Origin of the sequence: Halalkalibacter hemicellulosilyticusJCM 9152 (genome assembly GCF_000513115.1) — a bacterium.
GTDB lineage: Bacteria > Bacillota > Bacilli > Bacillales > Bacillaceae_D > Halalkalibacter > Halalkalibacter hemicellulosilyticus.
Genome location: NZ_BAUU01000004.1, coordinates 118,314 through 142,475 on the forward strand (window position 1 = coordinate 118,314; position 24,162 = coordinate 142,475).

A 24,162-nucleotide genomic window follows, 5' to 3' on the forward strand; every position below is an offset into this window, starting at 1 on the left:
GTGTCGGCTCCATTTGTTACAAGGTTGGATGCAGGCAGAGCACGTCAACCCACTTTAATGTAGAGGGTAATTGAAAAGTTAGAAACCAAACTTTTTCAGTGCCCTTAATGTAACAACTAAGCACGACGTAATTGTTGGAGGGAGATGGAAAGATGATTGAACTAACATTTGTCCTGTATACGATGAATATGGGAATAGCTGTCTTTGTTAGTGGGTTTTATGGCTCATTCATGATTCAAAATACGGGAAAATTTGAGGTGCATTCGACGATCGCAGCGTGTATTCATGTTGTCTTAAGTGTGATTGCTATAAGTAGCTGGTTTCAACTTTCTTTGATTGTAAGTTGGTTTGAAATTATTGCTGGACTCGTACTAGGCTTATTCTTATTTATTATCGGACAAATAGCTTTATTTATATTCTTATATGAGCACAAGGAGAGGTGGATGAAGATTTACGATAGTCAGTTCGCCGAAGCAGGTCACTCCACTAATAGTTAACGTTGAGAAAGGAGAACCTCATTTCGCTATACAGAAGAAACAGGCCTTCTGTAAGAATGAGGTTTCGATTAAAGATTGGCGTGTCCTTTTACGAACCTTATGAAAAAGACAATCCTGCCTTTGCGAGTATTACCTCGCCATCAAATACTTCCTTCGCCCTTTTTACTAAATCTCGATGGTCGCCGAAATGAGGCAGGTGGGTGAGCACTAACGTTTGTACATTCGCTTCACGTGCCAGCTTTGCGGCGAGTACAGGGGTCATATGGCCTGTTTTGGCTGCATGCGTATCTTCATATAAGGAAGCTTCACAGATGAGAAGATCGGTACCTGCTGCAAATGTGACAAGCTCATCGCACCAAAACGTATCGGCTGTGTAGACGAACTGTTTCCCTGTTGTTGGATCTAGAAATTTCATAGCTAAGCAATAGGCAGAGTGCTCGGTTTTGCAGAAGGTTACCTGCCAAGGTCCGATTTGGACGGGCTTGTTTTCTTCAATAACATGGCCTTCAGTCACATCGTGAAAATGTAACGATTTGAATGCAGCTTTGTTCTTATTGTGTCCATAGATTGGAAAGAGGGTAGATGACTTGTGTAATTGATTATATATTAACCTACTATACTGTAAGCTCCCAACATCGGCTATATGATCATGGTGATAGTGGGAGAGAATGAGCCCGTCTAAGTTGTGCAAAGGTAAGTAATTTTGTAATTGAGCTAAGGCTCCACTTCCACAATCAATGAGCAAGTGGAAATCGTTTTGTTCTAGTAAATAGCAGGACGTTGCGGCGTTTTTCTCAGGGTATGCACCCCAAAATCCAATAATGGTTATTTTCATACGGATCTCCTTTAAGAGGCTTCTCTTTTGGAATGACTCTTTAATTGTGTGTGACTTATTAGACAGTGTGCCCCATGAATGAACGAAACATTTGATTCATTCCTGTAATAAGCGTAACATACAAGCATCTACTTATTATAGGATTGAGCAGGAGGGCAACATGAATCGGAAACCTATTCATTATTATGTCTTACTTTCGTTGCTTATTGTAGCGATTGGCTTTTCTTTTTATTATTATCAACAAGTGCAAACGTATGAACATAGGATTGATGATGAGATCGCTCCTGATTCATCACTTCCGACCTATCACTTTGTGTTAATCGGTGAGGAGATGAATCATGATTATTGGCGTTTAGTTGGAGAAGGGGCGAAGCAGACCGAAGAGCGTTATGATGTGTTTGTTGAGTATAAGGGGCCAAGCCGTTCGAATCCGGAGGAGCAACTGAAGCTGTTAGATATGGCGATTAAGTCCAAGGTTGACGGAATGATTGTGCAGGCGTTAAATGAGTCGTTCACACCGTTGATTAATCAAGCTGTAAATGAAGGCATTCCTGTGATGACAATAGATACAGACTCGCCAGAGAGTTTACGTGCTGCTTATATTGGAACGGATAATTATGTAGCTGGTCAATTAGCCGGTGAAGCATTAATTGAAGATACGAACGGACAGGCGACGGTAGGAATAATAACGGGTAGCTTTGACAATACGCATCATCAGCTACGTGTTCAAGGGTTCAAGGATACGATTGAAAAGGTTGATGGAATTGACATTGTAGCGGTGGAAGAATCGAACATTACGAGAGTGGAGGCTGAGGAGAAGGCATACACGATGTTAAGTGAGCATGATGAGATTACGGCGATGATTGGGACTAGCTCGTGGGATGGCATAGGAATCGTGGCAGCCGCCCAAACGCTTCAGAAGCAGGAGAGCTTGTACGTCATGACGTTTGATCCATTGGAGGAAAACATTCAATTACTCGAAACGGGCGAGTTGGATGCAATAGTAGAGCAACAGCCACTCGAAATGGGCTACAGAAGCATTGAGATGATGCTTGATCTTATTCAGGGGGACGTGGTGGACGAGATTTATCATACGAATGCATCCATTATCCGAAGATCGAACATAGATAGCTGGAAGCGTGAAAAGGGTGAGTCGCTATGATCAAGATTCGGACGAAGCTACTTATTTATTTTGTCGCACTCTTATTGCTAGTTGTCCTCGTCTTTTTCGTTCGCGAGCAAAGTCATCAGCGGGTGCTGGAGTTGAATGATGAAAGTGTTGAACAGCTTCTATTGCTTAATGAACTGACGAGAATGACGAGTGAAACGTTTCAATCATTGCAAATCTATGTCCATGAACCATTACCGCAAAACCATTCCTATTATGAAGAGGATCAAACCCAGCTCCTTCGCTTGCAGCAGGAGTTTCAGAGGACAGAAAAGGATGGTATTGCTAAGAAGAACTATTTGAATTTGCTTAGTAGCTTTCTTGAACAGACAGATCAAACGGTCGAAGGTGTTGAGCGACGAGATGTCCAGCAATATTCACTCTCGTTAAATGAAGCAGAAATCATCGCAGGTTATATTCATGAACAGACGCTTGAATTGATTAATGATGAATTGACAGATTATAAAGAGCTATCGCTATTAACAGAAGCGAAAATCTCCTATACAGAAAAGATGGGGACGGCGATTATTGGTTCGATTATTCTATTGAGTGTCCTGTTTGCCTTATGGTTCTCCGATGGAATTACGCGGACGATCGGACGTTTAACGAAGGCAGCTCAACGCATTGCTGGAGGGAATTATTCAGGTGAAGATGTCATTGTAGCAAGGAAGGATGAGCTGTGGTTTTTAACGAAGACGTTCAATGAAATGAAGAGGAACATTTTGCAATCTGTGACAGATATCGAAGAAAAAGCGAGGTTAGCGCAATCGCTTAAAGAAATGGAATTGAAAAGCTTACAAAATCAAATTAACCCTCATTTTCTTTTTAATACGCTGAATTCCATTTCGAAAACGGCCTATATCGAAGGGGCAGAGCGGACAAGTGATTTGATCTCATCGGTCTCAACGTTGCTGCGTTATAATATTGGCAATTTGAATCGAGAGACGGTATTGAAGGATGAAGTTCGAATTGTGAACGAATACTTTTTTATTCAGAAGACGCGCTTTGGTGATCGGGTGACGTTTGTAGAGGATGTTGATCCAGCGTGCTTATCGACGCCTATTCCATGCTTAACGCTACAGCCTATTATTGAGAATGCCTTTATGCACGGGATTGAAGAGATGAGCGAAGGAGCTCATATTGTTTTATCGATTCGTGAGGAGAATGAGAAGGTTTGTATTGAAATTAAGGATAATGGTGTCGGGATGGATCAGGAAACGATTGATCGATTACTGGATACTCACGCTAATAGGAAGGGAGGCTCTGGCCATTCGACTGGTATCGGGATGAGAAACGTCATGACTAGGTTGAAGTTGTTTGATAAGGAAAGCCAACTCCATATTGACTCTGAGCGTGGCAGTGGCACAACTGTAAGGATTTACGTAACAAAACAGGAGAGAGGAGAGAGACATTGATAAAGGTAATGCTAGTAGATGATGAGTCGCTTGAACGGGAAGGCTTGGAGCTTATGCTATCAAACAACCGCTCGGGATTTGAAGTGGTAGCACAAGCGCAAAATGGTAAGCAGGCTGTTGAGCTTGCACGAGATAAGAAGCCAGACTTGATTTTTATGGATATTAAAATGCCGCAGCTTGATGGTCTTCAAGCCATTGAGCAAATTCTCGCTATCGAGCCAAATGTGAAATGTATTATGGTGTCTGCCTTTGATATGTTCGATTATGCACGCCAAGCGATGAAGTTTGGTATTAAGGAATATTTGCTGAAGCCGAGTAAAGTGTCTGAAGTGCTTGAGGCCTTCGATCGAATGGTAGCAGAGATTGAGGAGGAGCGAAGGCAAGGGAGTGAAGTATTAGAGCTGAATCAGCGAGTAGAGAGAGTTGGTTCCTTTATCGAAATGGAATTGATCGTTTCATTAATGCTCGATCATGTTCATGAGTTTGAGCGGGAGGATTGGCAAAAGTGGCTCGATCTTGATCAAAAGCAAGGCTTTGTCGTTGTTTTTTCATTTGATTCTGAGAAGCTTCACCCTAATAGGCAAGAGAAGAGTCGCTGGTATAAAGTGTTGAAACAGACAATGGATCAGGAGGGTGTTTCTGCACTTGTCGGACCATTAACGGGGTTTCAAGTGCCGAGCTTTATTTTATTAACAGATGAAGATGGAGCGGGGGAGAAGCTAAGGCAGAATATAGCAGGAGCGATTATTCATCAGGTGCAAAAGCAACTAGAGGGCTGTCGACTGTTGGCAGGAATCGGCTCGATTGTATCGGATGTTCAACATTTTTCACAATCCTATGAAGAAGCGATCTATGCCTTAGAATTGGTCTATCATCATGAACGTGCCGCCTATATGGTTTACAGTAGTCATTTACGTAAGCAGCGAAAAGAGCTGGTTCCGTATGAAGTAGAGAAGAAGCTTATGCATGCGGTTAAAACAGGCGATAGCCAGCAGGGGCTGCAGCTGTTTGATACGTATTTCCAGCTCATTCAGCAAGCGTCTCATTCAAAGATTGAATTGATAAAAAAGGCGACCGAAAACTTCTTTACCGTGTTAGCGCGAGCGATGAATGAGCTTGGCTTTGACGATGATGTTCAGATGAGCTTTGAGCAATTAGAAACAGCTAGGCAAATCAAGGAACGCGCGAAGACACATTTGCTCGTCATTATTGAACGGTTAGGAGAATGGAGGACGACCGGTGTCGATCGTTTACTTCTACAAGCGAAGGAATATATTGATGGTCACTATCATAAAGCCGTTACGTTAGAAGAGGCAGCTGAAAGAGTAGGGCTGAGCTCTTATTACCTAAGCAAGCTTTTTAAAGAGCATTTTCAACTGACGTTTATTGAATATGTTACACATACGAGAATGACTAAGGCTAAGGACTTACTGTTAGACGGGAAAACGCCATTAAAGGAAATTGCCTTGACGATCGGCTATAAGGATCCGAATTATTTTAGTCGCGTATTTAAGAAGGAAACAGGTATGAGTCCGAGAGAATATCGAGGCAAGTATCAAGGCCACGGAAAAAGTTAAAACGAAACTTTTTCCGTGGCCTTAATTTGTTGCTATAGAACGACAACGACGTTTATATGAAAACCATTACAAATTTGTCTAGGTGATAACAAAAATGTGCAGGTGATTATGATTTTGAGCTAGATTTACTATGTTACATTGTCTGTAAACGTTTTAAGCGTTATGAAATGAATAATGAAAACGACAACATTTAGAGAAGAAACAGGGGGTGCTAGGGCATTAGACTATGTCGATTTTCAATGATTCACTTAAATGAGATATAGAAGTAGTACGTGATAAAGATAGGAGTGGATTTCAATGTTACAGAAACAGTCATCATGGTATGTCATATTAATTGCAGTTGCGGCTGGGGTAGCGGGGCTTATGTATGGTTTTGATACCGCGGTTATTTCAGGGGCGATTGGCTTTCTTGCTGAGCGCTATGAGTTAACACCTGCGATGCAAGGTTGGGTTATTTCCTGTGTGATGGTCGGTGGTGTGCTCGGGGTGGCACTGTCTGGATTCTTAAGTGATCGATACGGACGAAGAAATATTATGTTCTTATCAGCAGTGCTCTTTATTATTTCGGCAATTGGCTCTGCTTTTGCAACAGGTGTGTCGATGCTAATTGTGGCGAGAATTATTGGTGGTTTTGGAATCGGTTTCGCGTCGGCTCTGTCTGTGACGTATATTAGTGAGTGTGCACCGCCGAAAATTCGTGGAAGACTCGGTTCGCTTTATCAGTTATTTACGATCTTCGGGATTTGTGCAACGTTTTACATTAACTATGCAGTGGCCAACAGTGGTACGTATGCGTGGGGATTAGAGGAAGGCTGGCGCTGGATGCTAGGCTATGGCGTATTGCCAGGGTTAATCTTCTTCGTCTTATTGTTCTTCATTCCAGAAAGTCCACGTTATTTAATTCAAAAAGGGCGTGAGAAGGAAGCGTTTCAAACATTGACGCGTATTAATGGAGAAGAAGTCGCAAAGCAGGAAGCGAAGGAGATTAAAGTCTCGATTGAAACAGAGAAAAATACTTCTGTTAAACAGCTACTAAAGCCAGGGTTGCGTATGGCGATGGGTGTCGGGATATTCCTTGCTCTCTTTAACCAAGTGATAGGTATGAATGCGGTCACATACTATGGACCAGACATTTTTCGTAGTGTAGGCTTTGAAAATAATACCGAGTTCTTGGCGACAAGTATCATCGGTAGTGTACAAGTTTTATTTACGATTGTCGCTCTATTATTAATTGATAAGCTTGGACGTAAAAAGCTCATGGCAGTTGGTTCGATTTTAATGGCACTGTTCATGGTGTTAATTGGTAGCGTCTTCTATTTTGAACCGGCTAGTAGTGGTCCTTTACTCATCATATTCATAGCGGGCTTCACCGCAGCATTTTGTGTATCAATGGGACCTATTCCTTGGATTATGATTCCGGAAATCTTCCCGAACCACTTGCGTGCGAAAGCAGTGGGAATTGCGACAATGTTCCTTTGGGGAGCAAACTGGGCAATTGGTCAATTCACACCGATTTTAATTAATAATATGGGTGGAGCATTCACGTTCTGGATGTTTGCTGTTATTAATGCGATTTGCTTCACATTTGTTATGACGATCGTTCCTGAAACGAAGAACAAGACACTCGAGGAAATCGGGCAAATTTGGTTGAAGAAAAAGAACGCAGCAGAGCCTGAGAAGAATGTATTTACTGAAAATAGTGTGCAGGAAGTGGTTAATAAATAATAGATGAATTTATTTTGATCTTTCTAGAGTTGAAGCCTAGTTATAAAGGCTTCAATTCTTTTTTGTGAAAATTAGAAGGGATAAAATTCTTAGTTGAACCTAAAAGCCTTAGTAACGACTTTACATTACGCCATTTTAAAAAAGACGTTAGCACATTTTTCTTATACAATTTAGTATGATTGAATAATAGCTTAGCATAATATAATAGAGAAAACGTGAATAAGTCTTTCGTTAAACGCTTGAATGTACGTACTAATTTTAGTAATATAAACATATCAATTTAAATATACGTACAAGATAATTGATTCTATTTATGGATATTACCATGTAAAAAGAAACGGATGAGAAGGCTATGAATCTAGTGGAGGCGATAGTATGAGTATTGATGTGAAAAATGCGATTCAAAATGGGAAGACGTCACTTGGCATAGAGCTTGGATCAACACGGATTAAAGCAGTTCTGATTGGGGAAGATCACACTACCATTGCAACAGGCAGTCATGATTGGGAGAATCGTTACGTCGATCAAATTTGGACATACAGTATTGAGGAAATTTGGAAGGGCATACAAGATAGTTATCAAAAGATGGCTCACGATGTGAAGCAGCAGTATGGTGTTACGTTACAAACGGTCGGAGCGATTGGTTTTAGTGCGATGATGCATGGGTACATGGCATTTGATCAACAAGATCAGCTGTTAGTTCCATTTCGTACGTGGCGCAACAATATAACGGAGCAAGCTTCTAAGCAGTTAACGGAGCTATTTAACTATCCGATTCCACAACGTTGGAGCATTGCACACTTATATCAAGCGATTCTAAATGGAGAAGAGCATGTAAATGATGTGGCATTTCTAACGACTCTAGCTGGCTACGTTCATTGGAAGCTTACAGGGGAGAAAGTGCTAGGAGTAGGAGAAGCATCAGGTATCTTTCCTATTGATTTGAGCAAGAAGGATTTCAATCAAACGATGATTGCACAATTTAATGAAAAGGTCACTGCAAAGCAAATCAATTGGAAGCTAGAGGATATCGTGCCAAGTGTGCTAGTAGCAGGTGAGAGTGCCGGCTTGCTGAGTGCTGAAGGAGCTAAGCTACTAGATGTTACAGGTGAATTGCAGCCTGGAATTCCACTTTGCCCGCCAGAGGGTGATGCAGGTACGGGAATGGTAGCGACTAATAGTGTTGCCAAGCGTACAGGTAATGTGTCAGCAGGGACATCAGCCTTTGCGATGGTTGTACTCGAGAAGGATTTATCAAGGGTTTACCCGGAAATTGACCTTGTCACAACACCAACAGGTAACTTAGTGGCGATGGCGCATTCGAATAACTGCTCATCTGACTTAAATTCATGGGTTGGGCTATTTGAGGAGTTTCTAGGGGCAATGGGTGTTCAAACGGACACAAACCGAATATTCGAAACGTTATTCAAGCAAGCTCTTCAAGGTGATCCAGATGGTGGCGGCCTCTTGTCCTATGGTTATTTGTCTGGAGAGCATATGACTCATTTTGAAGAAGGACGTCCGCTATTTGTTCGTTCATCAGAAAGTAACTTTAATTTAGCGAACTTCATGCGCGTGCAATTATTTACAGCATTTGGTGCGATGAAGATCGGGATGGATATTTTGACGAAAGAAGAGAATGTGAAATTAGATGAACTTCTAGGACATGGTGGAATCTTTAAGACAGAAGGTGTTGGCCAATCGATTCTAGCAGCGGCTATGAATGCCCCTGTCTCTATCATGAAAACAGCCAGTGAAGGCGGAGCTTGGGGAATGGCTCTACTTGGAGCATATATGATCAACAAAAAGAACGATGAAACGTTAGAAGACTATTTAAATGAGCGCGTCTTTGTTGATCAAGAAGTGAAAACGATCGTACCAGATCCAGCAGATGTAGCCGGTTATGAGCAATTCATGGAGCGTTACAAGCGAGGTTTAGCCATTGAGCGAGCAGCGGTTGAAAATCATCAATAGATAAAGAGGTAGGTGGAGAACGATAGGGGTGGTCCTGTCGTTCTTTTGGTTGCTAAGGAATTTATATGTGGTTCTCAATTTTAATTTCTTCGATGGACTGTAGGATGGACAGAGACGGGGCGCATCGGTCAAGTGCTATATGCGGTTCCTTATTCCTCTATTTTTTCTGAATCTCACTTTTTCATGTTGTTACGGTTCCTTATTCCTCTATTTTGGATTTTATTGCTCCTTTTGGTCTTATTTAGCTTAAATAAAAGAATGAGGATTCCTTTTTCTTCTCAGGAAGTGGATTTTTCCTTATTTAGGGGAATGAGGATTCCCCTTTCTAAGCAGCTATTGAGGGAAATTCTGCTGAAGTTAGACTACGCAATCAAAATCAATAACTATGGGTAGGTGCTATTTATATGAATATACTAATTGCTCCTGATTCTTTCAAAGGTTCGCTTGATGCTAATCAAGTTTGTCAGACCATCAAGGAAGCCATTCATTCGATCGATTCCTCTATCAATATAAAAATGGTTCCATTAGCTGATGGTGGTGAAGGGACAACCGAAAATATGGTGCGTGCGACAGATGGAAAACGAATCAAGATAAAGGTTCACGATCCTCTTAATCGGGAAATTGAAGCTTTTTATGGTGTATTAGGTGATGGTGAAACGGTTGTCATTGATGTAGCACAAGCATCTGGTTTACTACGCTTAGATGAAAAAGAACGAAACCCACTCATTACAACTAGCTATGGAACAGGAGAGCTTATTAAAGCTGCTCTTGATCACGGATATCGGCGCTTTATTATTGGTTTAGGAGGAAGTGCGACTAACGATGCTGGAGCCGGTATTTTACAAGCGTTAGGGGCTCGGCTTTTACAGAATAATGGTGAAGAACTTCCGCTAGGTGGAGGCGCGCTATCAGCACTATCATACATTGATTTGTCTCATTTCGATAAAAGGATTAACGAATCATCCTTTTTGGTGGCAAGTGATGTGACAAATGTTCTCTGTGGAAAAAACGGGGCGTCGGTCGTATTTGGACCTCAAAAAGGAGCTACAGATGAAATGGTTCCGCTGCTTGATCAGAACTTAGCTCACTTTGCTTCTGTCGTAAAGACATTGAATGGTTCCTCTCTTTTTTCTATAAAAGGTGGTGGTGCAGCAGGAGGGATTGGCGCAACTCTTGTTCATTTCTTTCAGGCAAAGATGAGATCGGGGATTGATTTAATGATGGAGGAGGTTCATTTTCGATCATTATTGCAAAATGTGGATCTAGTTGTGACTGGAGAAGGGAAATTAGATAGTCAGACTTTATCAGGAAAGGTGATTAAGGGAGTTGGTGAAGAAACAAAAAGACTGGCTATTCCGACTATTGCGTTTTGTGGTCAATTGGATTTGAGTCCAAAAACGTTAGAGAAGATCGGTATTACAGCTGCTTTTTCCATCGTACAAACAACGTGTTCGATAGATGAAGCTCTTGAAAATAGTGAAAAATGGTTAAGGATGACGGTAATGAATGTATTTTCAGTATTACTGCCAAAGTCATAAGCATGTGAATGAGGAGGAGTTCGTATGGGATTCCGCTTGATTTTGATATGCATGATTCCTATTATTGTATTTAGATAGATATTGAAATAAAAACCTTGGTGGATAGTGTTTATTCTGCCAAGGTTCCTTGTGTTTAAGGGGGTAAAGTAAACTGAATAGACTATGTAAATCCTCTCACTGAAATCTCACGCATCTATGGTAAAATGAGTGTTGATATTGAAAGTAGGAGTGGAATATAGATTGAATAAAAAAGACATCGCCCATATGCGTAGACAGTTTAGAGTGAACAATGACAAATTAGAGATAAAAGAAATATTTAACGTGTACATTATGAAAGAATCAAGTGAGGTGTATCATCAGCAATGCTTAGCATTTGAGCTATTAGAGGATGAACAGAAAGAGTTATTCATGATTAATTTCAAGAAGGTCCTTTCTGGGAATTTGGACGAGAAGCTGTTTGAGTTGAAGTTTAAGCGTGATGCGGAAAATAGTAGCCAGCTCATTCTTCATCATGGGCTGATTAGTCAAGATACCGAGCAATGGACGAGTCAGATGCTACAAATCGTTGAAAAGATGCTGAAGGATAAGCAATATGAAATGGATGTTGTGATTACGTTTATTCGTGGTGAGTACCGAAAGCCGATGAAGCGTCAAAGTGAAGAGGTAGAGGGAAGTAATCAAGACACGGTGTATTCTCATCCATTTATCCTATGTAGTATGAATCGAACGGAAGATCCGAAGAAGGAATTGCTGTTTGATTACGTTGAAAAAGAGTTTAAATATAATGTAGTCGTCGATCCGATCATCGATTTAAAAGCGCCAATCACAGGCTTCCTGTTTCCTTCTATAACGGATCATGCTTCAGATGTGAACCATATTCTTTATTCAACAGGCAAGTCGAATGAATTGAACGAGGATTTCATTGAAGACGTGATTAATGCTGAAGAAATCATGACAGCGCAAGATGACAAAGATGCATTTGAAGAAATTGTTCGCAGCGTTGCTGGCGATCAAATGAATACAAGGACATTGTCGAATGTATACGATGAGGTAAACCGAATCATGGAAGAAAATGAGGAAGAGGAAGTACCGAAATTAGATTACCGCGATGTCGAGAGAGTATTAACAAGTAGCGGTATTGAAAAGGTCGATCAGGATAAAGTGGAAGTTGCCTTTAAGAGCGTCATTGACGATGAGAAATATGAGTTGAAAGCCAATAATATCGTTCCCAAATATACGTCTAAATCAATTAAAATAAAGACGAAAATCGCTGATATATCCATTAGTCCACAGGATTTACGGTATGTACGTCAAGTTCATGTGAATGGCAAACAATGCTTATTAATTGAAGTGGAGGAAACGACGAAAATTGAAGGATTTGATATGATTCCAGAGGTTTTGTTTGAAAAGGCGGATGACTTGGGAGAGTAAGAGACTGTGTATACCACTTGCAACCACCATGAAACGGTGTATAATAAAAATGAATTGCATAGAATAAATGTTTTCTAGGGTTCCGCAACGCTTTGTTGGTCTGGTCCGAGAGAAAACTCACAGCTATGCTGTGTCACGGAAGGATAAAAGCCTGGGAGATACTTTTTTAGTGATCTCTCAGGCTTTTTCTTTTTGTCAAAGGATAAGAATGTATAAAATTCGAGGAAGGAAATGTAAGGAAAATCGAAGAAGTTAGCGAGATCATCCGAAGAAGAGCGTTGGCTCCGCACAACGCAGTTAAGAAAAGACGCTAACACGTTTTTCTTATTGGAGGGGGATTTTCATGAGTAGAGATTGGATGAAAGTGTTTGTTGCAGCTTTTTTTGAAGTTTTATGGGTTATTGGCTTAAAGCATGCTGATGGCACTTTGGGTTGGGCAGGGACGATGATAGCCATTATTATTAGCTTCTATTTGCTCATTATGGCCGGGAGGAGACTTCCAGTGGGAACGGTTTATGCCGTATTTGTTGGGCTCGGTACAGCGGGAACGGTTTTTTCTGAAATGATCTTTTTTGGCGAACCTTTTAAAGGGGTGAAACTAGTTCTTATTGTACTGTTATTACTAGGTGTTATTGGTTTGAAGTTAGTGACAGAGGATCACGCACAGAAAGGGGTTGAATCCTGATGGCATGGATATTTTTAATTATAGCAGGTGTTTGTGAAATCTTTGGTGTTGCGATGATCAATAAATGGCATAATGATCGAAAAAGACTATCACTTGCTTTGTTAATAGCGGGATTTGGGTTAAGCTTTCTCTTTCTTGCTTATGCGATGGAAACAATTTCAATGGGGACAGCTTATGCCATTTGGACTGGAATTGGCGCCGCTGGCGGAGCAATTATTGGCATGCTTTTATATAATGAGCCAAAAGGTTGGAAGCGACTGTTGTTTATTCTTATGGTGTTAGGATCAGCGGTAGGATTAAAGTGGGTTTCTTAAAAAGGGAAAGTAAGAGCACTGAAAAAGTTGATTTGTACTTTTTCAGTGCCTTTGACAGTCATCCTTATTTATTTAAGCATTTTGGTCATGATAAAATCTGTTTGTTCTTCTTCTCCCATATAAAAAGCATGAGCTCCTGTTTGGACAAACCCCATTCTCTTATAAAAAGCAATTGCCTTTGAATTTTTCTCCCATACGCCTAGCCATATTTTTTTCTGATTGTATTCTGTTGCTATTTGTAAAGCTTTATCTAGTAAGTGCTTACCAAGTCCAAGCTTTTGATACTTATTTTTTAAATAAATTCTTTCAATTTCAAGCGCATCATCCCCTAGCCTTTCAGATTGTGCATCATTCATATTGAGCTTTAAATATCCAGCTAATCGATTATGATAATAGATAAAATAGAATTGAGATGAAGGAGTGGTTAATTCTTTTTCTAATTGCTGTAAATTAAATGCTTTCTTCAAGTAGGCATCCATATTCTCAGGTGAGTTCTGATGCTTAAATGTCTCGTTAAATGTTTCATAGCTCACTTTTTGAATTGTATGTAAATCGTCAAGGGTACATTTTCTTATAGAAGTAGTCATCACAATGTGTCTCTCCTTTTGTATAATTAATAATTTCGTTTGTTTCCTTTTTTTACATATTCCCAGTCTTTCTCAATGTTTGTTCTTATTCTTTGAAGCTGATTGAAGATCATTTCTATTTCATTATCGTTAAATCCAGATAGGGCAACCTTATTTGAATGATCATTTTCTCTTTTAATATAAGGATAGATCCTTTGTCCTTTTTCTGTGGGATAAAGTTTTTTTTATTTTTTTATTTTGTTTATCGGCCTTTTTTTCGATAAAGTGATGTAGTTCAAGTTTTTTTATCGCTCGTGCAGCTGTTGATCGGTCTACTTTTATCATTTCGGCTACTTTTTCTTGTATAATTCCTGGATGTTCGCAGATTCGCACTAGGTACAAATACTGTCCTTTTGTAAGATCATATTCTTTAAATTCAATATTACTTATAGAATCTAAAGCTCTTGCTATCATGCCAATTTCCCGTAGGATAGACTTCACCATCGTTCACCTCTATTTTATATTTGATGCAAATGCAATAATAATGATATACTTAAGATATGTCAAAATTATTGTAAATGCAATAAAAGAGCCATTGATGAGAACCAACATGCTGAATGGAAAAAATCATTTCATTCATACCATAATGATTTTTGGTTGATTAATAAGCTACTATAATGAATACGCAAATTGTGATATGTTAACATTAATCAAAAATTAGCTAGGAGGAATTAATGTGACATCCGAAAAAACGTTGAAGGTTTGTGAAAAGGGACATACGTATTACAAAAGTAGTGATTGCCCGAGTTGTCCTACCTGTGATAAGGAGAGTAAGCCAAATAGCGGCTTCCTATCGAAGCTTAGTTCACCTGCAAGAAATGCGTTGCTTCACGAAGGAATTGACACTTTGCAAAAGCTGTCGACGTATACGGAAAAAGAAATATTACGCATTCATGGAATTGGACCAGCTTCCTTACCTACTATGAGAACGTTATTAGAAGAAGAAGGTCTATCATTTAAAAAGTAAATCATCAACAATTTGTGATGTATATGATGCGATGGCATAAAGCCAATGAATTCGTTTGATAAAGAATATATGTACTTGTGAGGTGGCGTTCATGATTTTGGTCAGTTCCTGTTTAGCTGGATTAGAAGTGAGATATAACGGTACACATAGCTTGGATAATCGGATCAGTAAGCTAGTTAATGAGGAGAAAGCTGTGACGATTTGCCCCGAGCTGCTTGGTGGATTTTTAACACCGAGGGAGCCGGCTGAAATAGTAGGTGGCAACGGAGAAGATGTACTTGATGGAAACGCTAAAGTCATTGAAAAGTCTGGAAAAGATGTAACGGCTCTTTACCTTGAAGGTGCTCATGCTACTTTACGTAAAGCAAGAGAAATAAATGCTTCAATCGTTATTCTCAAGGAGAATAGTCCATCCTGTGGGAGTTCAATGATTTATAACGGTGAATTCAAGGGTGAAAGGATTGTTGGAAATGGTGTTACTTCAGCCTTATTAAAAAGAAATGGTTTCCAAGTGATGTCAGAGGAGGATTTTGTTTAAAACGATCTTTCAGCATTAATGGAAGCAAGCTCTATGATAAAATATAATGGAGGGGAATATATGTTCTTGAGGACGTTGAGAATACAAGGAGCTGAAGGTTATGAGACCGAATCTAACAAAAGAAATGAGCATGAAAGATTTCAATGATTATTACTGGCTAAAGGAAGAATTACAAACTTTTTGTCGAGAGAACGGAATAAGTGCATCTGGTTCAAAAGGAGAGATTTCTAATAGGATTCATGTGTTTCTCGATGCAGGCGAGATTAAAAAGCCAATTAGAAAATCAAGGGTAAGCAATAAGGTAGATAAAGCATTAGATTTGAACCTTGAGACAGTCATTACGGAAAACCATCGCTGTAGTCAAGAGGTACGAGCGTTCTTTAAGACGGTTATCCCCAAATTTCATTTTTCTACGTATATCCAAAACTACTTTAAAAATAATATTGGAAAAACGTATCGTGATGTTGTCGATGCTTGGTATGAAGAAGAAGACCGAAGAAAAGACCCTACATACAAGAAAAAAATCGCCCCTCAATTTGAATACAACCAGTTTATACGTGATTTTTATACGGACCCGAAAAACCAACAGAAAAGCCGAAAAGAAGCAATTGAAGCATGGAATACAATCAAAAGCCTCCCAGGAAGTAATAAATATACTCCCTAACTATAGACTTAACGAGAGAGACAGCGTGCCGTAAAAGGACGCTCTTTTTCTCTTTTTATAAAGGAAATTAATGTTAAAATAAAAAAGAAGTTAAAAATTGGAGAGTAAGGAGGAACTATGAAGAAGGAAAAAATAACAGTGACATTATCCTGTGTGGTCATATTGTTAGTCGGTATATTTTATATTAATGCCTCTGCAGAACGTAGTGAAAGACCTGTTTTAGTGTTAATTTTAGGTTCAATCATGATTGTCATTCAACGGATCGTGATGTGGAATTTGAAATACAAGAACAGAAAACGCTCATGAATGAAAGAAGCTGCTAAAACGTGCACAGGTTTGTAGAAAAATACGATTAACGAGGTGGTATTTTGAAGCGGATTAATCATACAATTATGGGATACAGCGTATTGCTCTGTGCGTTAATAGTTATTTTCATTCCTAGCCGATTTATTAGTGATGGGATGGGGAGGTATACGTATGGCTACCCTTTAACGAGTATAACCATTTATCAAAGAGAGCCTAATAGTATATGGTTTGGAACTAATTTTTTCACAGGTAATGATGGCTTACACATTAATCTTTTAAGTATATTAGTGAATGTCCTAATCATTTATTTGGCTATCCATTTTGTCACTAAAAGGTGGAAACGGAGAAAAGAAACGATCACTCTTAAACGTCAACAAGGTGCAAGCTAGTTGGATAAAATTTCTATTTACAAAAAACAGGGGACCTACAATATGGTTGAATTAATATTTTTTGAGCGTGCTAATGTTAAGCAACTGATTAACTGGATTGAAACACCAGAGTTTTTACTTCAATGGGGAGGACCTGCTTTTAGATTTCCTTTAGATGAACAGCAATTAGAAAGCTACCTTGAAAATGCAAACAAAGACTACTCTACTATTTTCGTTTATAGCGTTATAGAAAAAGAAACAAGAAAAGTTATTGGGCATATATCATTAGGGAAGATTGATAGATTAAACAGATCAGCAAGAATTGGAAAGGTCTTAGTTGGTGAAAAAAGTAAAAGAGGGCAAGGGATAGGTCAACAAATGATGACAGAAATTCTTAAAGTTGCCTTTGAAGAGCTTCGATTACATCGAGTTAGTCTCGGAGTGTTTGATTTTAATGTTGCGGCGATTGCTTGTTATGAAAAATTAGGATTTGTAAAAGAAGGATTACTCAGAGAATCAAGGAAAATGGGTGACCAATATTGGAGTTCATGGGAAATGAGTATTTTAGAACATGAATGGTTTGAAAGAGATAAAGTGTTGGTCTAATGTTGTCGAGTTCTGAAATAAGAGTCCTTTTTCTTAATGGTTACACGTGATGGTTTCTCACATTTCGTTGGAAATAAGCAGTAAACCATAGTATTGAAATATAAATAAAGTGGTTGAGGATGGAGGTATAATGACAATCTTTCAAAATGGTCACCTAAAAGTTCGTAAATTAGAAAAAAAGGATAAGTTTCTGCTGGCAAAATGGCTGTCAAACCCTAAAGTTCTTGAATTCTATGAAGGGAGAGATAATCCCTTTGATATAGTAAAGATTGAAAGGGAATTTTATCTACCTGAAGATAATGAAGTCAGATGCATTGTGGAATTTGACGGTAATGAAATTGGATATGTTCAATTCTATCAATTGGATGAAGAAACGCAAAAAGCCTATGGGTATACTACAGAAAATGTATATGGTGCAGATCAATTTATTGGTGAAGTAGCGTATTGGAATAAAGGGATTGGAACACTACTTGTATCATCTATGGTACGATATTTAACTGAAGAAGTGCAGGCGAAAAGAGTAGTGATGGATCCTCAAACAAGAAATAAGCGGGCTATTAGATGCTACGAGAAATGTGGATTTAAAAAAGTAATGCTACTTCCTAAAAATGAATTGCATGAAGGTGAATACCAGGATTGTTGGTTAATTGAATATTGTACATGATTTTTTAAATAACTAGCGACATATCCTCTGTTCTTTTACAGGAGTATACGATACAAATTTAAAAATGAGAGGAACGTTTGCGGAAAATGAGTAAATTGAAATGGTTCTTGTATGTGAGTGCAGCCTTGTTAGTGGTCATTCCAATATCTGTAGCCCTAATGTCTGATCATGCTACATTCAGTGCAGCTTTTAGTCATACAGTCATAAGCATAGCAATGATATTAGTCATACTTGGGAAAGTGATGACTATATTGGAAAAACGAAGAGAGAATAAACGTTTCGAACCAGATGTCGGAGCCGTTATCGGATTGAGCATTGTCTTAGTTTTCAGTCTGATTTTTTAGAATGAAAAGGGGATTTTGTACAGAGGTGTATCCATGTCTCATAGTTATTTAAAAAATAGGCTGATTAGCATTATAAGAAAAATGATAGATTTACTAAACGGTTTTTTGCTAAAAAGGTAGGTGATCATGATGAATATTCCCACAAGAATAGGTACAGATAGTGCCGGGTTTATTTTAAACAATACCGCTAAAGAAAATATACAAAATGAATTTAAATACGTTATACAAGCTTCAATTAATTTATTAAGGAACGTGTTTGCAGAAAAGTTACATAGTGTATATGTTTATGGGAGTGTTGGCAGAGGAGAAGCAGTTGCTAATGAATCCGATTTAGACCTTACAGTAATCGTGAATTCTCCAACAACTCTTACTGAAAAAGACGAACTTAGCAAAAAGACTTTAGCCCTTTTAAAACGACATAAAGAAATCATTAAAATAGATTATGATATTGGAGAAATGACGGAAGCTTTGGCACAAGAAAATTTTTATGAGTGGGGTTTTTGGTTACGGCACATGTGTACATGTATTTATGGAGAAGATTTATCTAACAACTTTCCTAGAATGAAACCAAACAAAAAAATAAGCTGTGCTCTAAATAGTGACCTATTAACAGTCATTGATCACTATTTACAAGAGCTTACTAAAGAAAATATATCTGGAATTTATAAGCGTACAATGATTAAAAGGTTGATTAGAGGGGCATATTTAACGCTAAATGTTAAAGATGAAAGTTGGTCAACAAAGGTAAATGAAAATTTAATGATCGTTCAGTTGTATTTTCCTAATGAAGAGTTGTTTGAGCAGATTAAATTATTGAAATGCTCACAAAAAACAATTAGAAATAGTGAGCTTATTAAAATAATGGAAGATTTCAAATTATGGTTGAAAAGTACTTAAATAGCTTTAAAGGAATTTCATGTTGCGATAAAGGCTCTAGCAACATTGTCGATGTATCTAATTCAATATGAATCTTTTTAGAATGTTGTTTGTCCCCTAGAAAAGAAATGATGAGCTAGATCAGGTTATGAAAATCAATGTTGTTAGGTTTTATTCAAGAGCTTTCGTTATTCACAACAAATAATAAGCTCAGTTAATCCGGTTACAGCATAATAAACATCTTTATAGAGGTGACAAAATGTCTAAGATAACATTTTATAAGGATTACAAAGATAATGAAAAATTAAGAAATAGCTTCAACGAACTAGCTATGTCCGTTTTTGGTATCCATTTTGAAGATTGGTATCAAAATAACTATTGGAAACACCGATATATTCCGTATTCATATGTACAAAATGATCATGTTATAGCAAATATCTCGGTTAATCAAGTGGATTTAATCATAAACAATGAGAAAAAAAGAGCTATACAAATAGGGACCGTTATGACACATCCTGACTATCGAAATAGAGGGCTATCGGGAAGTCTGATGAATAAGGTTTTGGAAGAATACAAGAATAAAAGTGATTTTATCTATTTATTTTCCAATAATAATGTATTGGACTTTTATCCTAAATTCGGCTTTAAACCTGTTCATGAATATCAGTTCTCAATGGAATGTTTAGTAGATTCCACAGAAGTGAATACTTTCCGTAAATTAGATGGTACTAGTGTGGAAGACCTTCATTTCATTTATCATTTTGCATTAGAAAGAATTCCTGTATCAAAGCGTTTTAGTACGGCTAACACTCAAGAACTACTCATGTATTATTGTATCTACGTTTTTAACAATCACATTTACTATCTACAAGATGAACAAGCCATCGTAATCTTTCGGCAAGAGGGTCATCAGCTAGATATTTTTGATATTGTAAGTAAAAAAGAGGTCAACATTAATAAGATTCTCTCAACCATTTCTAATCAAAATACGAAGAAAATTGTCTTTCACTATACACCTGATTATCAAGCAGTAAATTTGAAAAGAGAAATTCTTAACGAGGATGATTTATTATTCGTAAAAACTAATGGGAACGAAGAGTTTCCATCGTATATAAAACATCCAATTACATCTCAAGCTTAAAAATAAGCAATCCGCTTTAGGAGCAATAAAGATGATGGCGATTTCATTTCTTGGGATAGAGAAGTGGAATACATATTAGGAGTAACTACCTTGAGGAAGTCATTTTTTAAAAAATGTGGAAAGTAGGTTTTAAAAAATGAATGAATTAGAATTTTACGATAAGGTTGGAGAAGTAAACGGATGGGATTTTAGTCATTTACAAATGGAGACTGAAGGGATGAAGTGGGAGTTTTACGAAGAAGTTATGAAAAGAAGCAAACGTTCAGATGTTCTTTTGGACATTGGAACAGGTGGAGGCGAAAACGTATTAAGAATCGCTTCTTCCTTGATGTTCTTAGTGGGAATTGACTTTTCAACGGGAATGATGGAGACCGCTCGATCAAATCTTAGGAAATCAAAGGCTTTAAACGTACGATTTTCCCAAATGTCTGCTGATGATTTGCAATTTCCTGTCGGTTTTTTTGACATTGTTTCAGCCTGCCATGCACCGTTTGTTTCAACAGAAGTATTTAAGGTATTAAAGAAAGGTGGGATTTTTTTTACACAACAAGTAAGTGAAGCAGATAAATTAAATGTAAAGACAGCTTTTGGAAGGGGACAATCTTTTGGAGAAGTCGATGGTACGTTAAAAGAAAGGTACGTAACGGAACTATATGATGCGGGCTTTACTGAGGTTCAATCCTTTGAATACGATGCAATCGATTACTATAAAAGACCTGAGGATCTGATATTTTTACTTCAACATACACCGATTATTCCTGATTTCGGGAAGAGAGAAAGAGACTTAGATAGTTTGAACGAGTTCATCCAAAACAATCAAACCAAAAAAGGAATTCGTACAAATTCAAAAAGGTTCTTACTCGTAGCTAACAAGTAATGTAGATGGCTGCTGAAAAGAGACCGTTAAATAGAATGTAAACTGTAACTCAGGCTTTTATGAAGCTTTCGGAGAATCTCAGTATGATAGTCAAGGGAGAGATTTAGTTTAATGGATAATAAGCTAGTCATACAAAAAATTGAGGAGCTATCAATGAATGCTCTACCAGCTCTTCAAACACAGCTTGTTGACGGTTGGATAGTAAGGTTTTCTGATGGTTATTCCAAAAGAGCCAATTCTATTTATCCACTTTACTCTTCAAATGATGTGATAGAAGAGAAGATAGAAAATATGAGAAAGATGTATCGTCGCAAAAATTTGAAAGTTATTTACAAGCTTACGACAAATGTATTCCCAAATGACTTGGATCGTATTCTTGAACAAAAAGGGTATGTACTAGATGGATTGACTAGTGTCCAATTATTATCGTTGAATGACGTTGACGTTCCATCAGCAGATAAAACCGTTTTATATAGCACTTTTGATGAGGAATGGTATTTCTATTTCTGTGAATTAAATCATGTAAGAGGTACTGACCAAGTTACATTAAAAAAGATATTAAAAAGGATCGTTCCTGAAGTTTGCTATGTCATTTTGTTTAACGACAGAAATGAGCCTCTTGCTTGTGGAATGGGCGTACTAGAGGGGGAATACATAGGGTTGTTTGATATTGTTACTAATGAGAAGTATAGGAACCAAGGGTATGCAAAACAATTAATTGGTACTCTTTTAAAGTGGGGTAAGGAAAATGGAGCCAAACATGCCTATCTTCAAGTTGTATTAAATAATCGTCCAGCTTTAAATCTTTATTCGAAATTGGGTTTTAAAGAAGTGTATAGATATTGGTATCGGATAGAAAGTTAATAATGGTTTAAATAGAAAAGAGGGAACGCAATGGAGGCAATTAATAAAATTTGATGATCAAACATTCCAAGATGTTTATATTGATAAGTTGCACACTCACTTAAAACATCAACAAATAAGTTGTAAATTTCTCCATAGAAAGTTTTAGCTAAACTACTCAGCGATTTTACGTCAAATACAAAGAAAGGGGCGTGTCTCATGACCAAGCATAAGATTTATACAATGAGCTTTGCAAGTGTGTATCCGCATTATGTCACAAAAGCGGAGAAGAAAGGGCGTACGAAAGCAGAAGTTGATGAAATTATTTGTTGGTTGACAGGCTATAGCGATCAAGAGCTAGAAGCGCAATTAGAGCAGCAGACAGACTTTGAAACCTTCTTTGCCGATGCTCCTAAGATGAACCCTTCGCGAACGTTGATCAAAGGTGTAGTCTGCGGCGTGCGAGTGGAAGATATTGAAGAGCCAACGATGCAGGAAATTCGCTATTTGGATAAGCTAATTGACGAGTTAGCAAAAGGAAAAGCGATGGAGAAGATACTGCGCAAAGGATGATGAATATACTATATCGCTGAATGAGATGTGATGATCATAGTAGTAACGATTTGCCTATAATTTGTAGCTGCCATTCAAGAGTATGAAACGTTATAGGAGGTTTTAGCGTGGGATTTGTTATGGCGATAGCACCTGTTGTCAGCGTTGGAGCGATTGTCATATTTAGCATAGGAAGGCTGGAACTTAAATATTACGAAGGGAATCTTGGTAAGAAGAAATCAAAAAGAGCTTAAGCTTTATTGGATAGTTTAATGCCAATTGGAATGGTTTTTGGCTGTGCTACTGGTAGCGTTGTCGGTTTGTTTCTTCCAATTTCTTTCTTATTTACAACTAGTTTAGGTGCTGGAATCGGTTATTTATTTGGTTATTTTGCTTATGAAATGTATAGTAGAAAGGACGCTGTTTTTAATAAGTAGCTTGCATCTAAGGAGAAGAATCCAACCTTTTTCAGCGCCCGTGAAAAGACCTCATCTTGATTAAGCCTTAATCGCTGAGGATCTTTTTTATACTTTTTTCTATTATGTCGCTGTTCCATAACGTACCTCTTCTGATAGCTTGGCACCTGTATCTTTTAGTAAATTCAGATAGTCTTGAAGCTGTTCATCATGTACATTTGAGACTAATGTTGAAATACTAATCGCAGCAAGGAGCTCTCCTTCGAGATTTTTGATCGGGACGGCTATGCAGCGAACACCCGGCTCGTTTTCCTCGTTATCAATAGCGTATCCGTGTCTTAAGACATCATCTAATTCTTTTTGTAGCGCATCATGATTTTTTATAGTTTTATTCGTTAATGGCGTGAAGAGGTAATCGGATAGTAGCTTCTTTAAGTTTTCTTCATTTTGATACGCTAATAGGATTTTCCCAATAGCCGTTGAATGAAGAGGGATTCGTTTGCCGATTCTTGAGTAACGAATTAATGCTTTTTCTCCTTCTTTTTTGTCAATGTATACTCCTGCATCTCCGTCTAAAATGCCAAGGTGGCTCGTTTGACCGGTTTCTTTGGATAACTTGAGCAAATATTTTCTAGCGACATTTCTAAGATCAAAGGTACTTATCACTAAATTACCTCGTTCAACTAGCTTCATTCCTAGTCTATATTTTCCATTGTCGGGGTTTTGTTCAATGTAGTTGGCTTCCTGAAGTGTTTTTAATAATGAGTGAACGGTGCTTTTATGGAGTCCCATTTCTGTACTTATTTCTGTAATTTTTAGTTCAGTCTTCTGCTCATCAAATAGATCTAAAATCGTGAGAGCGCGTACGACAGATTGAATGATTGGCATGATCAACCCTCATATTCTTCTTATTTTCGCAATAATCTAACCCTTTCATTTTAACGTAGAAGCTAGGTGAAGGAAAGAGGGTGTCTTGAAGTAGAAATGGAGGACTGGTGAGGCTCCTGTTGGTGGGCCTTTAAGCAATGAGCTTTGAAAGCTTGATATGAGGGGGTTCTCGTATTAATCGAACAACGAATGAAGCCATTACTACTCAAATGAAAGGTACTGAAAAAGTCGATTTGTCTTTTTTGAGTGGATTGGGGCAAGGCGCATGACCACCTGCTGCATACGGTTCTTCATTCCGTTATTCTCTTCATGTTTCTCTTTTACATG

Annotated in this window: 26 protein-coding genes, 2 pseudogenes and 1 riboswitch; of the genes and pseudogenes, 24 read left to right on the forward strand and 4 right to left on the reverse strand. The window is 38.1% G+C overall.

All coding sequences use genetic code 11. The features are described 5' to 3' along the window. Positions 1 to 152 precede the first annotated feature (152 nt). The gene (locus JCM9152_RS03525; protein ID WP_035340971.1) at positions 153 to 497 is read left to right on the forward strand and encodes a hypothetical protein; all 345 of its coding nucleotides are present in this window, start codon (positions 153 to 155) and stop codon (positions 495 to 497) included. Between the two features lie 97 nt (positions 498 to 594). Here the strand turns inward: JCM9152_RS03525 and JCM9152_RS03530 are convergent, their stop codons facing one another. After that, complete coding sequence (locus JCM9152_RS03530) at positions 595 to 1,332, reverse strand: MBL fold metallo-hydrolase (protein ID WP_035340973.1); 738 nt, start codon at positions 1,330 to 1,332, stop codon at positions 595 to 597. 160 nt (positions 1,333 to 1,492) lie between these two features. On the opposite strand from JCM9152_RS03530, the gene JCM9152_RS03535 reads away from it, so the two are divergent. From JCM9152_RS03535 to JCM9152_RS03575, 9 genes are all read left to right on the forward strand, one after another. After that, positions 1,493 to 2,494, forward strand: coding sequence for a sugar-binding protein (locus JCM9152_RS03535; protein WP_035340975.1), 1,002 nt, complete (start codon positions 1,493 to 1,495; stop codon positions 2,492 to 2,494). Beyond that, the gene (locus tag JCM9152_RS03540) at positions 2,491 to 3,915 is read left to right on the forward strand and encodes a sensor histidine kinase (RefSeq protein WP_052015536.1); all 1,425 of its coding nucleotides are present in this window, start codon (positions 2,491 to 2,493) and stop codon (positions 3,913 to 3,915) included. Before JCM9152_RS03535 ends, JCM9152_RS03540 begins: the two co-directional genes overlap by 4 nt. After that, a complete protein-coding gene (locus tag JCM9152_RS03545) occupies positions 3,912 to 5,492 on the forward strand; it encodes a response regulator transcription factor (RefSeq protein ID WP_035340976.1) in 1,581 nt (526 codons plus the stop codon). The genes JCM9152_RS03540 and JCM9152_RS03545 overlap by 4 nt, the downstream gene beginning before the upstream one ends. Positions 5,493 to 5,789: 297 nt before the next feature. After that, complete coding sequence (locus JCM9152_RS03550; protein ID WP_052015538.1) at positions 5,790 to 7,217, forward strand: sugar porter family MFS transporter; 1,428 nt, start codon at positions 5,790 to 5,792, stop codon at positions 7,215 to 7,217. A 375-nt stretch (positions 7,218 to 7,592) separates the two neighbouring features. Then, positions 7,593 to 9,191 (forward strand): xylulokinase, encoded by a 1,599-nt coding sequence (locus JCM9152_RS03555; protein WP_035340978.1) that lies wholly within the window; start codon positions 7,593 to 7,595, stop codon positions 9,189 to 9,191. Between the two features lie 404 nt (positions 9,192 to 9,595). Beyond that, on the forward strand, positions 9,596 to 10,729 hold the full coding sequence (locus JCM9152_RS03560; RefSeq protein WP_035340980.1) for a glycerate kinase: 1,134 nt from the start codon (positions 9,596 to 9,598) through the stop codon (positions 10,727 to 10,729). 240 nt (positions 10,730 to 10,969) lie between these two features. Next, positions 10,970 to 12,160: a DUF4317 domain-containing protein gene (locus JCM9152_RS03565; protein ID WP_035340982.1), complete on the forward strand. Its 1,191-nt coding sequence runs from the start codon at positions 10,970 to 10,972 to the stop codon at positions 12,158 to 12,160. 63 nt (positions 12,161 to 12,223) lie between these two features. Continuing rightward, positions 12,224 to 12,320: riboswitch (guanidine-I (ykkC/yxkD leader) on the forward strand. 183 nt (positions 12,321 to 12,503) lie between these two features. After that, positions 12,504 to 12,845 (forward strand): DMT family transporter, encoded by a 342-nt coding sequence (locus JCM9152_RS03570; protein ID WP_035340984.1) that lies wholly within the window; start codon positions 12,504 to 12,506, stop codon positions 12,843 to 12,845. Next, positions 12,845 to 13,159, forward strand: coding sequence for a DMT family transporter (locus JCM9152_RS03575; RefSeq protein ID WP_035340986.1), 315 nt, complete (start codon positions 12,845 to 12,847; stop codon positions 13,157 to 13,159). The genes JCM9152_RS03570 and JCM9152_RS03575 overlap by 1 nt, the downstream gene beginning before the upstream one ends. 68 nt (positions 13,160 to 13,227) lie before the next feature. On the opposite strand, the gene paiA is transcribed toward JCM9152_RS03575, so the two are convergent. After that, positions 13,228 to 13,746 carry a spermidine/spermine N(1)-acetyltransferase gene (paiA, locus tag JCM9152_RS03580; protein WP_035341123.1) on the reverse strand — a complete coding sequence of 173 codons (519 nt, stop codon included), beginning with the start codon at positions 13,744 to 13,746 and terminating at the stop codon, positions 13,228 to 13,230. Between the two features lie 26 nt (positions 13,747 to 13,772). Continuing rightward, positions 13,773 to 14,226: pseudogene (locus tag JCM9152_RS03585) on the reverse strand (MarR family winged helix-turn-helix transcriptional regulator). 235 nt (positions 14,227 to 14,461) lie between these two features. Here JCM9152_RS03585 and JCM9152_RS03590 point away from each other — a divergent pair. From JCM9152_RS03590 to JCM9152_RS03655, 14 genes and pseudogenes are all read left to right on the forward strand, one after another. Then, positions 14,462 to 14,752 (forward strand): RNA polymerase alpha subunit C-terminal domain-containing protein, encoded by a 291-nt coding sequence (locus JCM9152_RS03590; RefSeq protein WP_035340988.1) that lies wholly within the window; start codon positions 14,462 to 14,464, stop codon positions 14,750 to 14,752. A 91-nt stretch (positions 14,753 to 14,843) separates the two neighbouring features. Continuing rightward, positions 14,844 to 15,290, forward strand: coding sequence for a 2-thiouracil desulfurase family protein (locus tag JCM9152_RS03595; RefSeq protein ID WP_035340990.1), 447 nt, complete (start codon positions 14,844 to 14,846; stop codon positions 15,288 to 15,290). A 100-nt stretch (positions 15,291 to 15,390) separates the two neighbouring features. Beyond that, positions 15,391 to 15,954, forward strand: a complete 564-nt coding sequence (locus JCM9152_RS03600) for a DUF6434 domain-containing protein (protein ID WP_035340992.1) — start codon at positions 15,391 to 15,393, stop codon at positions 15,952 to 15,954. A 117-nt stretch (positions 15,955 to 16,071) separates the two neighbouring features. Next, positions 16,072 to 16,260, forward strand: a complete 189-nt coding sequence (locus JCM9152_RS03605; RefSeq protein WP_035340994.1) for a hypothetical protein — start codon at positions 16,072 to 16,074, stop codon at positions 16,258 to 16,260. Positions 16,261 to 16,322: 62 nt separating this feature from the next. After that, the gene (locus JCM9152_RS03610; RefSeq protein WP_035340996.1) at positions 16,323 to 16,649 is read left to right on the forward strand and encodes a hypothetical protein; all 327 of its coding nucleotides are present in this window, start codon (positions 16,323 to 16,325) and stop codon (positions 16,647 to 16,649) included. Between the two features lie 42 nt (positions 16,650 to 16,691). Then, the gene (locus tag JCM9152_RS03615) at positions 16,692 to 17,234 is read left to right on the forward strand and encodes a GNAT family N-acetyltransferase (RefSeq protein ID WP_035340999.1); all 543 of its coding nucleotides are present in this window, start codon (positions 16,692 to 16,694) and stop codon (positions 17,232 to 17,234) included. A 130-nt stretch (positions 17,235 to 17,364) separates the two neighbouring features. Beyond that, positions 17,365 to 17,898 (forward strand): GNAT family N-acetyltransferase, encoded by a 534-nt coding sequence (locus JCM9152_RS03620; protein WP_035341001.1) that lies wholly within the window; start codon positions 17,365 to 17,367, stop codon positions 17,896 to 17,898. 86 nt (positions 17,899 to 17,984) lie between these two features. Continuing rightward, positions 17,985 to 18,242, forward strand: coding sequence for a hypothetical protein (locus tag JCM9152_RS03625; protein ID WP_035341127.1), 258 nt, complete (start codon positions 17,985 to 17,987; stop codon positions 18,240 to 18,242). 129 nt (positions 18,243 to 18,371) lie between these two features. Beyond that, on the forward strand, positions 18,372 to 19,139 hold the full coding sequence (locus JCM9152_RS03630; protein ID WP_035341003.1) for a nucleotidyltransferase domain-containing protein: 768 nt from the start codon (positions 18,372 to 18,374) through the stop codon (positions 19,137 to 19,139). Between the two features lie 238 nt (positions 19,140 to 19,377). Further along, a complete protein-coding gene (locus JCM9152_RS03635) occupies positions 19,378 to 20,259 on the forward strand; it encodes a GNAT family N-acetyltransferase (protein ID WP_035341005.1) in 882 nt (293 codons plus the stop codon). A 136-nt stretch (positions 20,260 to 20,395) separates the two neighbouring features. After that, positions 20,396 to 21,136, forward strand: coding sequence for a class I SAM-dependent methyltransferase (locus JCM9152_RS03640; RefSeq protein WP_035341008.1), 741 nt, complete (start codon positions 20,396 to 20,398; stop codon positions 21,134 to 21,136). 111 nt (positions 21,137 to 21,247) lie between these two features. Then, on the forward strand, positions 21,248 to 22,000 hold the full coding sequence (locus tag JCM9152_RS03645) for a GNAT family N-acetyltransferase (protein ID WP_035341011.1): 753 nt from the start codon (positions 21,248 to 21,250) through the stop codon (positions 21,998 to 22,000). A gap of 198 nt (positions 22,001 to 22,198) precedes the next feature. Beyond that, complete coding sequence (locus JCM9152_RS03650) at positions 22,199 to 22,552, forward strand: DUF2200 domain-containing protein (RefSeq protein ID WP_035341013.1); 354 nt, start codon at positions 22,199 to 22,201, stop codon at positions 22,550 to 22,552. A 107-nt stretch (positions 22,553 to 22,659) separates the two neighbouring features. Beyond that, a pseudogene (locus JCM9152_RS03655) lies at positions 22,660 to 22,968 on the forward strand (hypothetical protein). 102 nt (positions 22,969 to 23,070) lie between these two features. Here JCM9152_RS03655 and JCM9152_RS03660 read toward each other — a convergent pair. Then, the gene (locus tag JCM9152_RS03660) at positions 23,071 to 23,835 is read right to left on the reverse strand and encodes an IclR family transcriptional regulator (RefSeq protein WP_035341015.1); all 765 of its coding nucleotides are present in this window, start codon (positions 23,833 to 23,835) and stop codon (positions 23,071 to 23,073) included. Positions 23,836 to 24,162: the final 327 nt, after the last annotated feature.

Bases quoted from the DNA above. Each gene is read 5' to 3' on its own strand.
- JCM9152_RS03525 (WP_035340971.1), top strand. From the start codon at position 153: ATGATTGAACTAACATTTGTCCTGTATACGATGAATATGGGAATAGCT.
- JCM9152_RS03530 (WP_035340973.1), bottom strand. From the start codon at position 1,332: ATGAAAATAACCATTATTGGATTTTGGGGTGCATACCCTGAGAAAAAC.
- JCM9152_RS03535 (WP_035340975.1), top strand. From the start codon at position 1,493: ATGAATCGGAAACCTATTCATTATTATGTCTTACTTTCGTTGCTTATT.
- JCM9152_RS03540 (WP_052015536.1), top strand. From the start codon at position 2,491: ATGATCAAGATTCGGACGAAGCTACTTATTTATTTTGTCGCACTCTTA.
- JCM9152_RS03550 (WP_052015538.1), top strand. From the start codon at position 5,790: ATGTTACAGAAACAGTCATCATGGTATGTCATATTAATTGCAGTTGCG.
- JCM9152_RS03555 (WP_035340978.1), top strand. From the start codon at position 7,593: ATGAGTATTGATGTGAAAAATGCGATTCAAAATGGGAAGACGTCACTT.
- JCM9152_RS03560 (WP_035340980.1), top strand. From the start codon at position 9,596: ATGAATATACTAATTGCTCCTGATTCTTTCAAAGGTTCGCTTGATGCT.
- JCM9152_RS03570 (WP_035340984.1), top strand. From the start codon at position 12,504: ATGAGTAGAGATTGGATGAAAGTGTTTGTTGCAGCTTTTTTTGAAGTT.
- JCM9152_RS03575 (WP_035340986.1), top strand. From the start codon at position 12,845: ATGGCATGGATATTTTTAATTATAGCAGGTGTTTGTGAAATCTTTGGT.
- paiA (WP_035341123.1), bottom strand. From the start codon at position 13,746: ATGACTACTTCTATAAGAAAATGTACCCTTGACGATTTACATACAATT.
- JCM9152_RS03595 (WP_035340990.1), top strand. From the start codon at position 14,844: ATGATTTTGGTCAGTTCCTGTTTAGCTGGATTAGAAGTGAGATATAAC.
- JCM9152_RS03600 (WP_035340992.1), top strand. From the start codon at position 15,391: ATGAGACCGAATCTAACAAAAGAAATGAGCATGAAAGATTTCAATGAT.
- JCM9152_RS03605 (WP_035340994.1), top strand. From the start codon at position 16,072: ATGAAGAAGGAAAAAATAACAGTGACATTATCCTGTGTGGTCATATTG.
- JCM9152_RS03615 (WP_035340999.1), top strand. From the start codon at position 16,692: ATGGTTGAATTAATATTTTTTGAGCGTGCTAATGTTAAGCAACTGATT.
- JCM9152_RS03620 (WP_035341001.1), top strand. From the start codon at position 17,365: ATGACAATCTTTCAAAATGGTCACCTAAAAGTTCGTAAATTAGAAAAA.
- JCM9152_RS03625 (WP_035341127.1), top strand. From the start codon at position 17,985: ATGAGTAAATTGAAATGGTTCTTGTATGTGAGTGCAGCCTTGTTAGTG.
- JCM9152_RS03630 (WP_035341003.1), top strand. From the start codon at position 18,372: ATGAATATTCCCACAAGAATAGGTACAGATAGTGCCGGGTTTATTTTA.
- JCM9152_RS03635 (WP_035341005.1), top strand. From the start codon at position 19,378: ATGTCTAAGATAACATTTTATAAGGATTACAAAGATAATGAAAAATTA.
- JCM9152_RS03640 (WP_035341008.1), top strand. From the start codon at position 20,396: ATGAATGAATTAGAATTTTACGATAAGGTTGGAGAAGTAAACGGATGG.
- JCM9152_RS03645 (WP_035341011.1), top strand. From the start codon at position 21,248: ATGGATAATAAGCTAGTCATACAAAAAATTGAGGAGCTATCAATGAAT.
- JCM9152_RS03650 (WP_035341013.1), top strand. From the start codon at position 22,199: ATGACCAAGCATAAGATTTATACAATGAGCTTTGCAAGTGTGTATCCG.
- JCM9152_RS03660 (WP_035341015.1), bottom strand. From the start codon at position 23,835: ATGCCAATCATTCAATCTGTCGTACGCGCTCTCACGATTTTAGATCTA.